The organism is Ruegeria sp. C2, assembly GCF_056537765.1.
Map to the genome: position 1 here is coordinate 36864 of NZ_JBQFRZ010000013.1, position 14583 is coordinate 51446.

General features: G+C 54.7%; 10 protein-coding genes and 1 pseudogene. 8 read left to right on the forward strand and 3 right to left on the reverse strand.

The features are described 5' to 3' along the window. Both ACR0IV_RS20560 and ACR0IV_RS20565 read left to right on the forward strand, forming a co-directional pair. The gene (locus tag ACR0IV_RS20560; protein ID WP_010441863.1) at window positions 1–1284 is read left to right on the forward strand and encodes a TRAP transporter large permease; all 1284 of its coding nucleotides are present in this window, start codon (window positions 1–3) and stop codon (window positions 1282–1284) included. A gap of 71 nt (window positions 1285–1355) precedes the next feature. Continuing rightward, window positions 1356–4940 carry a hydantoinase B/oxoprolinase family protein gene (locus tag ACR0IV_RS20565; RefSeq protein WP_480660863.1) on the forward strand — a complete coding sequence of 1195 codons (3585 nt, stop codon included), beginning with the start codon at window positions 1356–1358 and terminating at the stop codon, window positions 4938–4940. A 483-nt stretch (window positions 4941–5423) separates the two neighbouring features. On the opposite strand, the gene ACR0IV_RS20570 is transcribed toward ACR0IV_RS20565, so the two are convergent. Together ACR0IV_RS20570 and ACR0IV_RS20575 are read right to left on the reverse strand one after the other, a co-directional pair. Continuing rightward, the gene (locus ACR0IV_RS20570) at window positions 5424–6335 is read right to left on the reverse strand and encodes a glutaminase (RefSeq protein WP_480660861.1); all 912 of its coding nucleotides are present in this window, start codon (window positions 6333–6335) and stop codon (window positions 5424–5426) included. 58 nt (window positions 6336–6393) lie between these two features. Then, complete coding sequence (locus ACR0IV_RS20575) at window positions 6394–7332, reverse strand: LysR family transcriptional regulator (protein WP_170511025.1); 939 nt, start codon at window positions 7330–7332, stop codon at window positions 6394–6396. A gap of 421 nt (window positions 7333–7753) precedes the next feature. On the opposite strand from ACR0IV_RS20575, the gene ACR0IV_RS20580 reads away from it, so the two are divergent. From ACR0IV_RS20580 to ACR0IV_RS20605, 6 genes and pseudogenes are all read left to right on the forward strand, one after another. After that, a complete protein-coding gene (locus tag ACR0IV_RS20580; protein ID WP_170511022.1) occupies window positions 7754–9376 on the forward strand; it encodes a peptide ABC transporter substrate-binding protein in 1623 nt (540 codons plus the stop codon). A gap of 89 nt (window positions 9377–9465) precedes the next feature. Continuing rightward, window positions 9466–10389 (forward strand): oligopeptide ABC transporter permease OppB, encoded by a 924-nt coding sequence (gene oppB / locus ACR0IV_RS20585; RefSeq protein ID WP_170511019.1) that lies wholly within the window; start codon window positions 9466–9468, stop codon window positions 10387–10389. Window positions 10390–10401: 12 nt separating this feature from the next. Further along, the gene (locus ACR0IV_RS20590) at window positions 10402–11319 is read left to right on the forward strand and encodes an ABC transporter permease subunit (protein WP_170403821.1); all 918 of its coding nucleotides are present in this window, start codon (window positions 10402–10404) and stop codon (window positions 11317–11319) included. Between the two features lie 9 nt (window positions 11320–11328). Continuing rightward, window positions 11329–12297, forward strand: a complete 969-nt coding sequence (locus ACR0IV_RS20595; protein ID WP_170511016.1) for an oligopeptide/dipeptide ABC transporter ATP-binding protein — start codon at window positions 11329–11331, stop codon at window positions 12295–12297. After that, window positions 12294–13301, forward strand: a complete 1008-nt coding sequence (locus ACR0IV_RS20600; protein WP_170403814.1) for an oligopeptide/dipeptide ABC transporter ATP-binding protein — start codon at window positions 12294–12296, stop codon at window positions 13299–13301. Before ACR0IV_RS20595 ends, ACR0IV_RS20600 begins: the two co-directional genes overlap by 4 nt. 6 nt (window positions 13302–13307) lie before the next feature. Further along, a pseudogene (locus tag ACR0IV_RS20605) lies at window positions 13308–13457 on the forward strand (ISNCY family transposase); the annotation flags it as partial. Between the two features lie 342 nt (window positions 13458–13799). Here ACR0IV_RS20605 and ACR0IV_RS20610 read toward each other — a convergent pair. Continuing rightward, the gene (locus ACR0IV_RS20610; protein WP_480660857.1) at window positions 13800–14582 is read right to left on the reverse strand and encodes a dimethylarginine dimethylaminohydrolase family protein; all 783 of its coding nucleotides are present in this window, start codon (window positions 14580–14582) and stop codon (window positions 13800–13802) included. Window position 14583 lies beyond the last annotated feature (1 nt).

The following is a 14583-nucleotide window of genomic DNA, read 5'->3' on the forward strand; positions in this document are numbered from 1 at the left end:
ATGCTGATCAAGACACTCCTGATCCTACTTGCCCTCATCGGTTTGGCCGTTCCTATTGCCGCCTCGTTGGGTTGGCTGGGCCTGATCCTGCAATGGACCGACAGCCCGATGCCGTTGCACCGCGCAATATCGGATATGGCATGGCAGACCAGCACGGACTTTCTGCTGGTGGCAATCCCGATGTTCGTAATGATGGGAGAGATCCTTTTGCGTGCTGGCATCACCGAACGGATGTACGACGGTATTGTCAAATGGCTTGGATGGTTGCCGGGTGGGTTGATGCATTCCAATATCGGATCCTCGGCCCTGTTCGCGGCCACGTCTGGGTCATCCGTAGCCACAGCCGCAACCATCGGAACGGTGGCTGTGCCGCAGATCAAAAAACGGGGTTACAACGAGCGGCTGTTTCTCGGCACCGTGGCTGCCGGAGGAACGCTCGGCATTCTCATCCCGCCTTCGATCAACCTGATCCTATATGGTTTGTTGACCAATACTTCGGTGCCGGAACTGTATCTGGCGGGCTTTCTGCCTGGATTTCTGCTGGCACTGTTGTTCATGGCAACCGTCGTTGTGGCATGCATGATCAGGCCGGAATGGGGCGGGGACCAATTACGCCACAGCTGGGCAGAGCGGCTTGCTGCGCTTCCTGCACTGATCCCCCCTCTTGGCATCTTCATGGTGGTCGTCGGCTCGATTTACGCAGGTCTGGCTACGCCTACCGAAGCCGCAGCATTGGGCGTTGTTGCCTCGATGGCGCTTGCGGCGTTCAACGGCAAGATGTCGATGGAAACCATGCGTCACGCAATCGAAGGCACAATGCGCACGACCGCCATGATCATGCTGATCATTATAGCTGCGGTGTTCCTGAACTTTGTCCTTTCAATAATCGGCCTGACCCAGGCTTTGACCGATTTTGTCACAGGGCTGGGCTGGAGCCCAATGCAAACCATGTTGATGATCGTCGCGGTGCTGATCCTGATCGGCTGCTTCATGGAGACGTTGTCCATGCTGTTGACCATGGCGCCGCTGGTTACCCCGATCGTTGTGGCGCTGGGTTTTGATCCGGTGTGGTTTGGCATCTTGTTGATGGTACTTCTGGAAACCGCTCTGATCACACCGCCGATAGGGATCAACCTTTATGTGGTGCAAGGGATCAGGAAAGCAGGACCGATGATGGATGTGATCCGCGGCGCATTGCCATTTGTTGTTACCATGTTCGTCATGCTCGGGCTTCTTTTGGTTTTTCCGAAGCTCGCAACCTGGTTGCCTTCCTTGGTGTACTAAACCGCCGAGGCTTCCTTCCCCCTTCATGAAATTCAATGCCGGTTTGGCCGGCAAGCAGAGGAGTTATGTCCATGTGGCAGTTTTGGGTAGATCGGGGTGGCACGTTCACCGACATCGTTGCACGCAAGCCGGATGGAAGTTTGCAGACACATAAGTTGCTGTCCGAGAATCCTGAACGCTATGCCGACGCCGCTGTACAAGGTGTTCGTGAATTGCTGGGTCTGGAAAGCGATCAGGACATCCCAAAAGGGTCAATTCGTGCGGTAAAGATGGGAACCACGGTCGCGACCAACGCGCTGCTGGAACGGAAAGGCGAACGAACCATTCTGTTCATAACGAAGGGGCTGCGCGATCTTTTGCGGATCGGGTATCAGAACCGTCCGCGCCTGTTCGACCTGAACATCCAGCTGCCCGAGCTTCTGTACGAAGACGTAGTCGAAGTCGAGGAACGTGTCGCGGCAGATGGCGAGGTCGTGACACAGCTGGATATCGACAAAACGAAAACCGCGTTGGAAAAGGCCTATTCGGACGGGTACCGATCCGTCGCTGTCGCGTTGATGCACAGCTTTCAGTATCCCGCTCATGAAAAACTGATTGGTGAGCTGGCGCGTGCCGTTGGGTTTCCACAAATCTCGCTTAGCCACGAGGTGAGCCCGCTGATCAAACTGGTGGGCCGCGGAGACACCGCAGTGGTTGATGCCTATTTGTCACCCATTCTTCGTCGATACGTAGAGCAGGTAGCGACAGCTCTGGGCGCCGATGAAGGCGGGTGCGATCAATTGATGTTCATGCAGTCTAACGGCGGCTTGACCGACGCCGATCTTTTCCAGGGTCGTGATGCCATCTTGTCCGGGCCGGCGGGCGGTGTCGTCGGAATGGTACGCACCGCTGCCGATCACGGCTTTGACAAACTGATTGGTTTCGACATGGGCGGCACGTCTACGGACGTGTGTCACTATGCCGGTGAATATGAACGATTCTTTGAAACCGAGGTTGCCGGCGTCCGGATGCGTGCGCCGATGATGTCGATCCATACGGTCGCCGCAGGTGGCGGATCTATCCTGTCCTTTCGTGATGGCAGGATGCAGGTCGGGCCGGAAAGTGCTGGCGCCAACCCCGGACCTGCTACCTATAGACGCGGTGGCCCGCTAACCGTCACCGACTGCAATGTTTTGCTTGGCAAACTGCAGCCCAATCATTTTCCGTCGGTTTTCGGCCATGAAGGCAACGAACCGTTGGATAAGGAAATTGTGCGCAGAAAATTTGAAGCGCTGGCGGCTGAAATGGGTACGGATAAGTCGATTGAAGAACTTGCCCAAGGGTTCTTGCGCATCGCTGTTGAGAACATGGCAAATGCGATCAAGAAAATCAGTGTGCAACGCGGTTACGACGTTACCAAATATACCATGAATTGCTTTGGCGGTGCCGGGGGACAGCACGCCTGCCTGGTCGCCGACGCGTTGGGGATGGAACGGATTTTCATCCACCCGTATGCGGGCGTTTTGTCAGCCTTTGGTATGGGTTTGGCGGACATCACAGCGATCCGGGAACATCAGTTCCAGTCCTCTATTCTGGATCCAGAGGCACAGAATATCTGCGATGCTCTGGCGAAGTCCGCCAGGGCCGAGGTTGCGGCGCAGGGCGTGGCAGAGGTAGATATCTCGATCTCAGCAACTGCCCATATCCGTCCCGCGGACGCTCAGCAAAGTCTGTCGGTGCCATTTTCCGACCCGATTTCGATGCGCGACGCATTTGTCGTGTCGCACAAGCAGCGCTTTGGATTCGCGCCGGATACCAGCGATCTGATCATCGAAATGCTGGTGACAGAGGCTATTGGAAAGACGGGTGAGCAGGTCACTTTGCCCGATAGTGACGCAACCAACGCCGCTCGGATTCCGGTGACGCTTTATTGCAGCGGGCACCACCAACAGGTTCCCCTTGTTGATCGGACGCAGCTTGGCATTGGTCAATCGATCAAAGGCCCGGCGATCTTGACCGAACCAACTGGAACAAATGTCGTCGAAGACGGTTGGACTGCCACCTGTCTGAGCGGTGGCAACCTGGTCCTGACGCGTGAAACACCGCTGCAGCGGGTTGAAGCAGTCGGCACAAATGTCGATCCGGTTATGCTGGAAGTGTTTAACAACCTTTTCATGTCTATAGCCGAACAGATGGGGGCAACGCTCGCGAATACGGCGTATTCAGTGAATATCAAAGAACGGTACGACTTTTCCTGCGCGATATTTGACCAAAACGGTGATCTGGTTGCCAACGCACCGCATGTGCCCGTGCACTTGGGCTCGATGTCGGAAAGTGTTCGTACGATCCTACGTCAAAACAAGGGCAAAATCCGTCCAGGTGACGTGTTTATGATGAACAACCCCTATAATGGCGGCACCCACCTTCCCGATGTTACCGTCGTCACCCCAGTTTTTGACGAAGCAGGTGAGAAAATCGTGTTCACCGTCGCCTCGCGCGGCCATCACGCTGACATCGGAGGTAAGACCCCTGGCTCGGCTCCGCCCGACAGTCGCCACATTGAAGAAGAAGGCGTGTTGATCGACAATTTCTTGTTGGTCGATCAGGGTAAATTACGAGACGGCGCGGCGCGCGACCTGTTGGGTTCAGGGCGTTACCCGTGTCGCAATGTCGATCAGAACATGGCGGATCTTGCGGCACAGATTGCAGCGAACGAGACCGGCGCAGCCGAACTGCGCAAAATATCGGCGCAGTTTGGTTTGCCAACAGTCCACGCCTATATGGGGCACGTTCAGCACAACGCTGAGGAAAGCGTGCGACAGGTTCTCGACGTCCTGCGAGATTGCAGTTTTTCCTACCCATTGGACGGAGGGGCAAAAATCGAAGTGGCAATTTCGGTAGACAGGGAATCCCGAACCGCCACTATCGATTTTTCGGGCACATCCGATCAATCGCCCCTCAACTACAATGCACCGCTGGCAATTTGCCGTGCCGTTGTCTTGTACGTGTTCCGAACGTTGGTCGGCAGCGACATTCCGATGAACGAAGGCTGTATGAAACCTTTGAAACTGATTGTTCCGGCTGGCACGATGATCAATCCCAACGCACCCGCGGCAGTCATTTCCGGCAATACAGAAGTCTCGCAAGCCATTGCGGACACCCTTTATGGCGCGCTTGGGGTTATTGCCGGCAGCCAGGGCACGATGAACAACTTTGTCTACGGTAATGCCTCCTATCAAAACTACGAAACCATCTGCGGCGGGACCGGAGCCGGCAAGGGCTTTAACGGTACGAGCGCGGTACACAGCCATATGACAAACACCCGCATGACGGACCCGGAGGTTCTGGAAAGCCGGTTCCCGGTACGGTTGGAGGAGTTTTCGATCCGCTCTGGTTCAGGCGGGAACGGTGAGTTTCAAGGTGGCGACGGTATTCGCAGGCGGTTGCGGTTCTTAGAAGAAACAACCGTGACCATCCTTTCGTCCCACCGGGATACCCATCCACACGGTGCTTCAGGCGGCGCCCCCGGCGCGACGGGACAGAACGCAATTGTCCGTAGCGACGGAGCCGTACAAAAGCTCTGTGGCAACGACCAGTCAGTTCTTCATTCGGGAGACGAGTTTGTAATGGAAACACCCGGCGGCGGTGGGTTCGGTCAACCAAACAAATCGGTTTAAGTTGGGGATATACGACGAAAGAAGGGTTTTCGTAATACAAAGGTGCCTTTGACTTGCTCAGGATATTGTGAAAACGCTTTCTTTTGCTACGGAAAAAACAGCTGAGGCCAGCTTCGCTCTGCGGTGTTGGCCTACTGTTGATCAGCTATCTCTTGTGTCGTGAACGGTCGCATTGGGATCTGTTTAGCAACATCGAACTGGTGGATGGAATGCAGCTGTGGGCCACCCGTCGTAGTGCAACTCGATTAGTTCCAGCTGATGCAGCGCTGCATCCGAGGACTGAAAGGAGTCTGAAGGAGAAGAACTAAGTTTGTGCTACGGGCGTACGAAGAAACTACCTTACTGATCTTGCACCCTTCTAAGCGCTGCGCGGCAGCGTGAAAACCGGCCATTCGTTCAGGACACAACGAGATTAGAGCGGGCAACTTACGGGTCGCGGACGAAACTGTCCTATCTTGGAGCAACGGTTACTCACTGATTATTTCAGAAGACGGACCATCCGGTTTCTTGAGTCAAATAGGCGGCTGCCCGTGTACCAGCATTTGAATTGCCGTAGAAATTCAATCCCGGTGACCAAATGCCGATGGAAGCAACGTTGGGTGCAATAATGAGAATTCCGCCACCTACGCCACTTTTCCCTGGCAATCCAACGCGAAATGCAAAGTCGCCGGAACCATCGTAGTGACCGCAGGTCATCATCAACGCGTTGACACGTCGCGCGTGATTTAGGGACATCACTCTTGGCGATCCCTTCAAACCGGCAAGAACGCGACCGGCTCGTGCAAGTTGGATGGTTGTCATTTCAATTGCGCATTGATGGAAGTACGTTCCAAGGACCAAATCGGGCGGGTTAAAAAGGTTCTCATAAGACGCCAGATAATGAGCGAGTGCCTTGTTTCTGGCCCCAGTCTCTTGCTCGGATCTGGCCACGACGCCGTTGATATGAATGTCATCATCCTCGGCCATTGCGCGCACGAGATTCAAGACTTCGGCCAAAGCCAGTTTGGGCTCACGGCCAGACAGGAGGGCGTCTGTGGTAACAATAGCGCCTGCATTCACAAACGGGTTTCTGGGGTGGCCTTTGTCGCTCTCCAAAAGAACGATCGAGTCGAAAGCAGTACCTGAGGGTTCGCGATCGACCCGTGCCCACAATTGGTCGCCGATCCTTCCCAAGGTTGCAATAAGTGCAAAGACTTTAGAGATGCTTTGTATCGTGAACCGTTGATTGGCCAGCCCCGCAGAATACGTCGCCCCGTCTGCCAAGCAGACACTGATAGCAAATTGGGCGGGTTCAATTTCAGCAAGATCCGGAATGTACTGCGCAGGCTGTCCCCAATCCGCTTCGTGATAGATTCGATCTGATATGCTTGTCAGCAGCGCCTGTAAGTCGAGCATCAGCCAATCCTAATTTTAGCAGTGACGTTGTTGTTCAGCACACCGGGGCCGGCCTAGCTTACAGCTTCTCTGCACCTCCTACAAAGATCGGCAGATCGTGACGGGCCGCAAATTCAGATGTGGCATTGCGAAATGCTCGTTTGAGGACGACATACATAGACACATTTGTGTTTTCCATTGGCATCACAAATTCCATCTCAATGGTAACCCGCGGTTCGAACCTGCGTGCAACAACGCCATGCGGTGCAAATAGCGGCAGTGAAAATGGTTCCGCAATGTTGACGTTTCGTTTGTTGGCCAACAGCGCGTACCGCATTACGGATGATTGGCACCAGATTCGCTTGGATATGCTGCCAGACGCTTCGCCAATCAACCGGGTTTCGTCATCATTGGGTAAGAACATCGTTTCGCTTTCAAACCCCACATGACTATGCCCGCTGAGATCTGTATTTTTGATCACCTTCAGATTGGCTAGCTCATGGTCCTGATGCACAGCGAACACATAATCGGCCGTTGCAAAGGCTTCGGTATGGATCCCTTCAAGATGACCAACTTTGTGCGTTACGGCAAAGTCGAGCTTTTTGTCGTAGAAAGCTTCCACAGTTTCTTTGGCATCCTGATCATAAATGTCGACGAAGGCATTTGGGTAGTTCTGATGAAATGACTCTAGAACCGAGGGCAATACCGCGGCGCCGATAGTCGGTAGGCAGGCTAGGCGAACCCGATCTTCGATCCCTGCACGGATTTCAGCAGCAGCGCGTTGTAGCGATTCGGCGCTATCGTAGACACCCTCAGCGATCCTAAAAAAGGCCATACCCTGAACTGTTGGTGTTACGCCCCGGCCCACGCGAGTAAAAAGTTCGAACCCTACATTTCGCGAAAGTTCGGTGACAAGTCGACTTACACCCGATTGTGTTAACCCCATATGTTCAGCGGCGGCCGCCAATGTCCCAGTTCGCACCACGAGCAGAAACGCCTGAAGCTGCCTAAATGTCATCGTCCAACCCTCTTCGAGGAATGATCCAATATAGTGTGGCCAACAGTTCGTTGAGGATCCTTCAGGTAAAAAAACGCGATTCCCGACCAATACCGGCGAAGTTCCGATAGGCGTCAGATTACGGTGCACGCCATCGCTTCGCAAGTTGGAGGCGCTCAAATAAGCGGTGGTCGCAAAGAAACCGCTCGGCGCTCGCCGCCATTTAACATCTTAGGATAAATGCGAAAAATTTGTATTGCTGACGTAAGGTCAAGTACCTTGATGATTCAGCAGGATTCCGAAGGGAAAATGTTTGCTACCACTCCGACCACGATGAACCACAAGGCACAGCAAGGCACAAGATAAGGCCTGGCAAACTAGCGACCAAGTGAAGTCCTGCGCATTCTTTTTGCTGATGCCACTGTACATACTCGGAGCAAACATGATCTCGAACCGCGCACTTGCATTGTCCTCCGTAATCAGCATGGCGCTGCTTGCATCGCCCTCAATCGCGGATGTCCATCCTGTCACCAATGAAGAACTAGCCGACGAGCAGGTGTTTACATACCGCGTCGGTGATGAATTTGCCTCGATTGATCCGCAACTGGCGGAAGATGTCCAAGGCGGTGAATTCATTCGGGACCTTTTCGAAGGGCTGATGAACCAGGACGCAGATGGCAATCTGGTGCCTGGTGTCGCCACACATTTTGAAGCGAACGCTGACAACACCGTCTACACATTTCAATTGCGTGACAACGCCAAATGGTCGGATGGCAAACCTGTGACCGCCCATGATTTTGAGTATTCGTGGAAGCGACTTGCCGATCCGAACACGGCCTCTCCTTATTCCTGGTTCGCTAAAGAAATGGGGCTGAAGAATGTCAAAGCTGTTATGGCCGGAGATATGGATCCGTCCGAGCTTGGTGTGAAAGCCTTGGATGACCACACACTGGAAGTTCAGCTGGAAAACAGCATGGGGCACTTTCCGCTTATGACGACGAGCGAACCGACATTTCCGTCGCCAAAATGGGCGATCGATGCGCATGGGTCCGACTGGACCAAGCCCGGGAACATCGTATCAAACGGTGCTTATGTTCTGACCGAACATGTCCCCCAAGAAAAATCCGTGCGCGAACGCAATCCGCTTTACTGGAACGACCAGAACACGATTTTGGAAAGGGTCGAGGCTCTTGTCATCAGTGACGACAACGGTGCCCTGACGCGCTATCTCGCCGGTGAGTTGGATCGCACAGAGGTGCCTACCGGGCAATACAATGCCCTAAGCAAAAAACACCCAGACGACGCAGTTAGTTTTCCGCGTCTCTGTGCCTACTATTACTTCATCAACATGACGGAAAACACGCATCCCGCACTGCTGGACCCGCGTGTTCGCGAGGCGCTTTACCTGGCCATTGACCGAGAGGTGATCACCAATGCGATCCTGCAGGGTGGCGAATTTCCGGCCTACACCTTCACGCCCGAGGCGACAGCTAACTTCGTCAGCCCAGACAGCTCGGCACGTGGAATGACGCAAGCCGAAAGAGACGCGCGCGCTTCGGCTTTGCTGGCCGAGGCTGGCTACTCTGGCGAAGAGATTGAGCTGGATCTTCTTTACAATACCAGCGAGGCGCACAAGAAGATTGCGATCATTGCGTCCCAGATGTGGAAACAGAAGCTGGGTGTCGATACCGTCCTACAAAACATGGAATGGAAAACCTTCCTCGAAGCGCGTTCGAACCAGCAGTTCGACATAGGCCGCGCCGGATGGTGCGGGCCATATAACCTGGCATCGTCCTTCCTGGACCTGATGAGCAGCACACACGCATATAACGATGCGGGCTATGCCAATGCCGAGGTTGACGCACTGCTGGAAAAAGCCAAGACCAGCCCCGATCCGTCTGCAAGTTTTACGCGTATCGAGGAAATCCTGGCCACCGACTTCCCGATCATTCCGATCTATCACTACGCAGGCGTTTACATGATGAACGACGATCTTAGGAACTGGCCCGTTGGGAATGTCGAGCAGAAATGGTACTCGCGCGAGCTCTATTTCGCGGCTGACTGACTGGGCAGCGCCGGACCGCACACCACGTCTCTGGTCCGGCACCTCATCCCGAATTCGCCCCAAACATTCCCTTTCCGCGGGAGGTCCCAATGACCGAATTCATATTCAGACGTCTGCTATCCGCGATTCCTACGCTACTTGTTCTGATCATCTTCTCCTTTCTGCTGATGCATTCCGCACCCGGCGGCCCGTTTTCTTCTGACCGACCCCTGCCGCCCGAAGTGCTGGCCAACATCGAGGCCAAGTACCATCTCGACGATCCTCTTCCGCTCCAGATCTGGAACTACGTTGTGGGTGTCGTCACCCAGTTCGATTTCGGTCCGTCCTTTCAATATAAGGATAGGACGGTAAACGAGATCATCGCTCAGGGTTTTCCGGTGACGTTGACTTATGGGTCGATCGCATTTGTGGTTGCCGTTGTGTTTGGGTGCGCCTTGGGCATCACGGCAGCGCTGAACCAGAACTCGTGGCTTGACTATTTTGCCGTGGGTGTTTCTATCGGCGCTCAGGTGCTGCCGAACTTTGTCATGGCGCCGATCCTCGTGCTGATCTTTACGCTATGGCTCGGATGGCTGCCCGGCGGTGGGTGGAACGGTGGGCAATGGCCCTACCTGGTCATGCCGGTGATCGCATTGTCGACCAGCTTCATGGCGTCGATTGCCCGGATCATGCGGTCGTCGCTGTTGGAAGTGATGCACAGCAACTTTATACGAACCGCGCGCGCCAAAGGCCTGTCGGCGCGTGCAATCCTTTTCCGGCACGCCTTGAAGCCGGCGATGCTGCCGGTGATTTCCTACCTCGGGCCGACCTTCGTGATCATGATCACCGGATCTGTTGTGATCGACCTCTATTTCACCACCGGCGGTATCGGGCAGGCCTTTGTAAACTCGGCGCTGAACCGGGACTATTCGGTGATGATGGGGATCACGATCCTGATCGGCTGCCTAACCATCCTTTTTAATCTGGTCGTGGACATCCTCTACGCCTGGATTGACCCCAAGATCAAACTATGAGGAGGCCGCACCATGTCTGACACCGCCATTGCAGCTCCTGACGGCCACGTGGAAACACCGACAAAAGGGCGATCCCTCTGGCAGGACGCGCGCCGCCGGTTCTTGCAAAACCGGGCCGCTGTGATCAGCCTATTCGTGCTGAGTTTTATATGCCTTGTTGCCGTTCTTGGCCCGTTTTTTACCGCATGGAACAACGAAGAGGTGGACTGGAGCGTCTTGGGCGACATTGCTACGTTGGGCGCGCCGTCGCTGGGAAACGGCCACTATTTCGGCGTCGATGAACTTGGCCGAGACCTCTTTGCGCGTGTCGTTCAAGGTACGCAGGTTTCACTCATGGTCGGGATCGTCGGTTCGTTGATCGCCGTCACCTTCGGGACCCTCTATGGCGCGACAGCTGGATATGTAGGCGGGCGCACCGACAACATCATGATGCGGCTAGTCGATATCCTGATGTCGATCCCTTACATGTTCGTGCTTATCCTGCTGCTGGTCGTCTTTGGCCGCTCGATGTGGCTGCTGTTCGTGGGTGTCGGATTGATTTCCTGGTTGGAAATGTCACGGATCGTACGCGGCCAGACATTGACCCTGAAATCCAAAGAATATGTCGAGGCGGCACTGGCTATCGGGGTCAAGCACCATGTGATTGTCATCCGGCATATCATCCCGAACTTGCTGGGTGTGATCGTGATCTACGCCACCCTGCTGGTGCCTCAGATGATCCTGACCGAGAGCTTTATCTCGTTCCTTGGCCTCGGAGTTCAGGAGCCCAACACAAGCTGGGGAGCGTTGATCTCGGAAGGTGCCTCGACCCTGCAATACGGCACCTACTGGCAGCTCTTCTTCCCGCTCGCTTTCTTTATTGTGACGCTCTTTTGCTTCTTCTTCATCGGTGACGGCCTGCGCGACGCGCTGGACCCCAAAGACAGGTAGGGACCATTCATGAGCTTGCTAGAAGTCAAAAACCTCTCTGTAGAATTCGACACGCCCGACGGGCCGGTACGTGCCGTGCAGGACGTCAGCTTTTCGCTCGGAGAGCAGAAGACTCTGGCCATCGTCGGAGAAAGCGGATCAGGGAAGAGCCAGACGGCGTTTTCAATCATGGGGCTGCTCGCCGGCAACGGGCGGGTGACCGGATCGGTCAAATTCGACGGAACCGAGATTCTTAATGCGTCGGAAAAAGTGATGAATACCTACCGCGCTGCGCAGATTGCGATGATCTTTCAAGATCCGATGACATCTTTGAACCCTTTCGTCCGAGTGTCAAAGCAGATGGCTGAGGTGCTGATGCTTCACAAAGGGTTAAGTAAAACGGACGCCATCAAGGATAGCACCAAGATGCTGGACGCCGTTAAAATCCCCGACCCGGCACGACGTGTTCACATGTACCCGCACGAGTTTTCCGGTGGCATGCGACAGAGGGTGATGATTGCGATGTCCTTGCTATGCCACCCCAGGTTGGTCATCGCCGACGAGCCGACAACTGCGCTGGACGTAACTGTGCAAGCGCAAATTATGGATTTGTTAAGTGACCTGCAAAGCGATTTTGGTATGAGCATCGTGTTGATTACCCACGACCTTGGAGTCGTAAAGGGATCGTGCGAGAACACGCTGGTGCTCTATGGCGGGCGTGTAATGGAAAGCGGCCCGACGGATCAGCTCTTTGAGGCGCCCACCCATCCCTATACCCGTGGATTGTTGCATGCGGTGCCAAGGTTGGAGTCAAATGACGCCAAGCTGGCTACCATCCCCGGGAATCCGCCCAACATGCAGCAACCACCTAAGGGCTGCGCATTTTCTCCGCGCTGCGGGTATGCCAACGACCGCTGCATCGCCGAGAAGCCCAAGCTGGAACAATTCAGAGCGGGTCGCAGCCGCACTTGTCATCTGTCCTTGGAGGAGCTCGTATGACCAGTACCGAAACATTACTCAAGGTCGATGGCGTCAAGGTCTATTTCAAGTACGGCGGAACCGGCCTCGCGAAGAGAACGGAACAAAAGTACATCAAGGCTGTTGACGGGATCAGCTTCGACATTAGACGCGGCGAAACGCTGGGGATCGTCGGCGAAAGCGGTTGCGGTAAATCCACGCTGGCTCGCGCTGTCATACGGATGGTTCCTGCGCATTCCGGGCGTGTGTTGTGGATGGGTCAAGACCTGCTTGAATTGGATGGAAACGCCATGCGCGACCAGCGCAAGGACCTTCAAATGATCTTTCAGGATCCGCTAGCCTCGCTGAATCCGCGCATGACTTTGGGGCAGATCATCGCGGAACCGTTGAAAACACATTTCCCCAAGATGCCCCGATCCGAGATCCGCTCGAAGGTGGCTGCCATGATGGCGCGAGTTGGCCTGTTGACCAGCATGGTCAACCGCTATCCGCACGAGTTTTCCGGTGGCCAGTGTCAGCGGATCGGGATTGCGAGAGCACTGATACTAGAACCCAAGCTGATCATTTGTGACGAGCCGGTTTCTGCGCTGGACGTGTCGATCCAGGCGCAGGTAATAAATCTGCTGATGGACCTACAGAAAGAGATGAACCTCTCCCTGATGTTCATCGCCCATGACCTGAGCGTTGTAAAACACATCTCCACACGCGTGATGGTTCTGTATTTGGGTAATGTGGTGGAATTGGCCGAAAGCGAAGCCATATATCGGAACCCGTCACACCCATATACCCGCGCTTTGATTGCAGCCGTGCCGGATCTGGACAAGCCCGCCCCGGCAGACCGGGCGTCATTGATGGTCGACGGAGAGTTGCCCTCTCCGCTGGCGCCTCCGTCCGGGTGCCCATTTCGTACGAGATGTCCCATGGCCCAGGATATTTGCAGTACTGACAAGCCGAAACTAAAAACATCGTTCGACGGCCACAGTGTTGCGTGTCATTTTCATCGGGTTGACCAACACGACAACTGAAATTTGCTGTTGCGTAAACAGCGACGGACATTCCACTTACAGCGCTTGCGCCGGGAGGGTTATTGCGAGTTGAACCAGATTGACGGCTCCGATCACCGAAGGCTCGAGGATCGAAGCGACACCTGCACGCTGCTCGTATTCATTTACGATGCGACCAACTTTCCAATTCTGAACTTCATCACCTCAGCCAACAACAAATTTGCCAACGATGTATAGGTTCAACCTTAGCTCGATTTTGCGCTCGCAGCGAACGGCCGGTTTGACGAGCCGCACCGCAGCGACCGAGACGTTGGGTGAACGGCTGCTGTGGGCCGGTTCTACCCAATGAGCTGACAGCGGAGCAGGGAACTGTGCTGCAATGGCGCCGAGGTCCGGAATGAGCCCAATATGTCGATTGCCGCGTGATCAACAGATGTCTGGTCAGTGGAACTAATTTGGACGGTTCAATTGTTTATTAGCTTCAAGAACCCCAATGGCCAAAAGTCTGCGACAAACGCTTCAAAACCTTAACGAAAGACATGACATGCCACCGTCCAGCTTTGCACAGTCGGTATTGTCGATTTCAACGACCGAGTACCCTTCCTGATCCAACATCTCTGCTGTGCGCGGGAAGCCAGCGGCCATCAACACCAAATTGTTGAAGCGGATTGCGTTGGCGGCTGCTTCTTCGCCGTCGGCTACATACAATACCCGGTAGCCTTCAAAGCAACCCGATGCATCCAATCGACGGGTCGACAGGATTGTCTCGGCATCCATCAAGGAACAATCTGTCTTGAAGTGCAATACACCTTCAGGGGTGAACACTTCGCGCAAGTTATGGCCCCAGTCCGAGGTGATCTTAGCGAGTTCGGCGACACCATTTGCATCCGTGCGGTCAGACCGACCCACGAGAATCTCGCGACCAGTCACAAGGATATCTCCGCCTTCAATATGGCCCGGACCTTTGATTTCGAAGACCGTTTCATAGCGTGCTTGAAGTGTCGGTGCCATTTCGGCCACTTCACCCATTCGCGAAGGTGCGCCGGGTCGCATTAGTACAGCACCCTGCGGCAGGCAAAGGGCTGTGTCTTCGACAAATTGCGCGTCAGGGAACGCGTCGAGGGGCTTAAGTTCGATTACCTCAGCCCCAGTGCTTTTCAGGGCAGCCACGTAAGCCATATGCGCTGCCACCATCCCGTCGAAATCCGGGTTGCCGATATCTTCTGCGCGCAATCCGCCAGCAATGGTTGGGGCCGGGCGTCGGGTGATGGCGCGGGAAAATTCAAAGGTCGGGTCAGACATG

What these genes read in the sequence shown, in the direction of transcription:
- ACR0IV_RS20610 (WP_480660857.1), bottom strand. Translation starts at nt 14,582, where the DNA reads ATGTCTGACCCGACCTTTGAATTTTCCCGCGCCATCACCCGACGCCCG.
- ACR0IV_RS20570 (WP_480660861.1), bottom strand. Translation starts at nt 6,335, where the DNA reads ATGCTCGACTTACAGGCGCTGCTGACAAGCATATCAGATCGAATCTAT.
- ACR0IV_RS20560 (WP_010441863.1), top strand. Translation starts at nt 1, where the DNA reads ATGCTGATCAAGACACTCCTGATCCTACTTGCCCTCATCGGTTTGGCC.
- ACR0IV_RS20590 (WP_170403821.1), top strand. Translation starts at nt 10,402, where the DNA reads ATGTCTGACACCGCCATTGCAGCTCCTGACGGCCACGTGGAAACACCG.
- oppB (WP_170511019.1), top strand. Translation starts at nt 9,466, where the DNA reads ATGACCGAATTCATATTCAGACGTCTGCTATCCGCGATTCCTACGCTA.
- ACR0IV_RS20565 (WP_480660863.1), top strand. Translation starts at nt 1,356, where the DNA reads ATGTGGCAGTTTTGGGTAGATCGGGGTGGCACGTTCACCGACATCGTT.
- ACR0IV_RS20575 (WP_170511025.1), bottom strand. Translation starts at nt 7,332, where the DNA reads ATGACATTTAGGCAGCTTCAGGCGTTTCTGCTCGTGGTGCGAACTGGG.
- ACR0IV_RS20580 (WP_170511022.1), top strand. Translation starts at nt 7,754, where the DNA reads ATGATCTCGAACCGCGCACTTGCATTGTCCTCCGTAATCAGCATGGCG.
- ACR0IV_RS20600 (WP_170403814.1), top strand. Translation starts at nt 12,294, where the DNA reads ATGACCAGTACCGAAACATTACTCAAGGTCGATGGCGTCAAGGTCTAT.
- ACR0IV_RS20595 (WP_170511016.1), top strand. Translation starts at nt 11,329, where the DNA reads ATGAGCTTGCTAGAAGTCAAAAACCTCTCTGTAGAATTCGACACGCCC.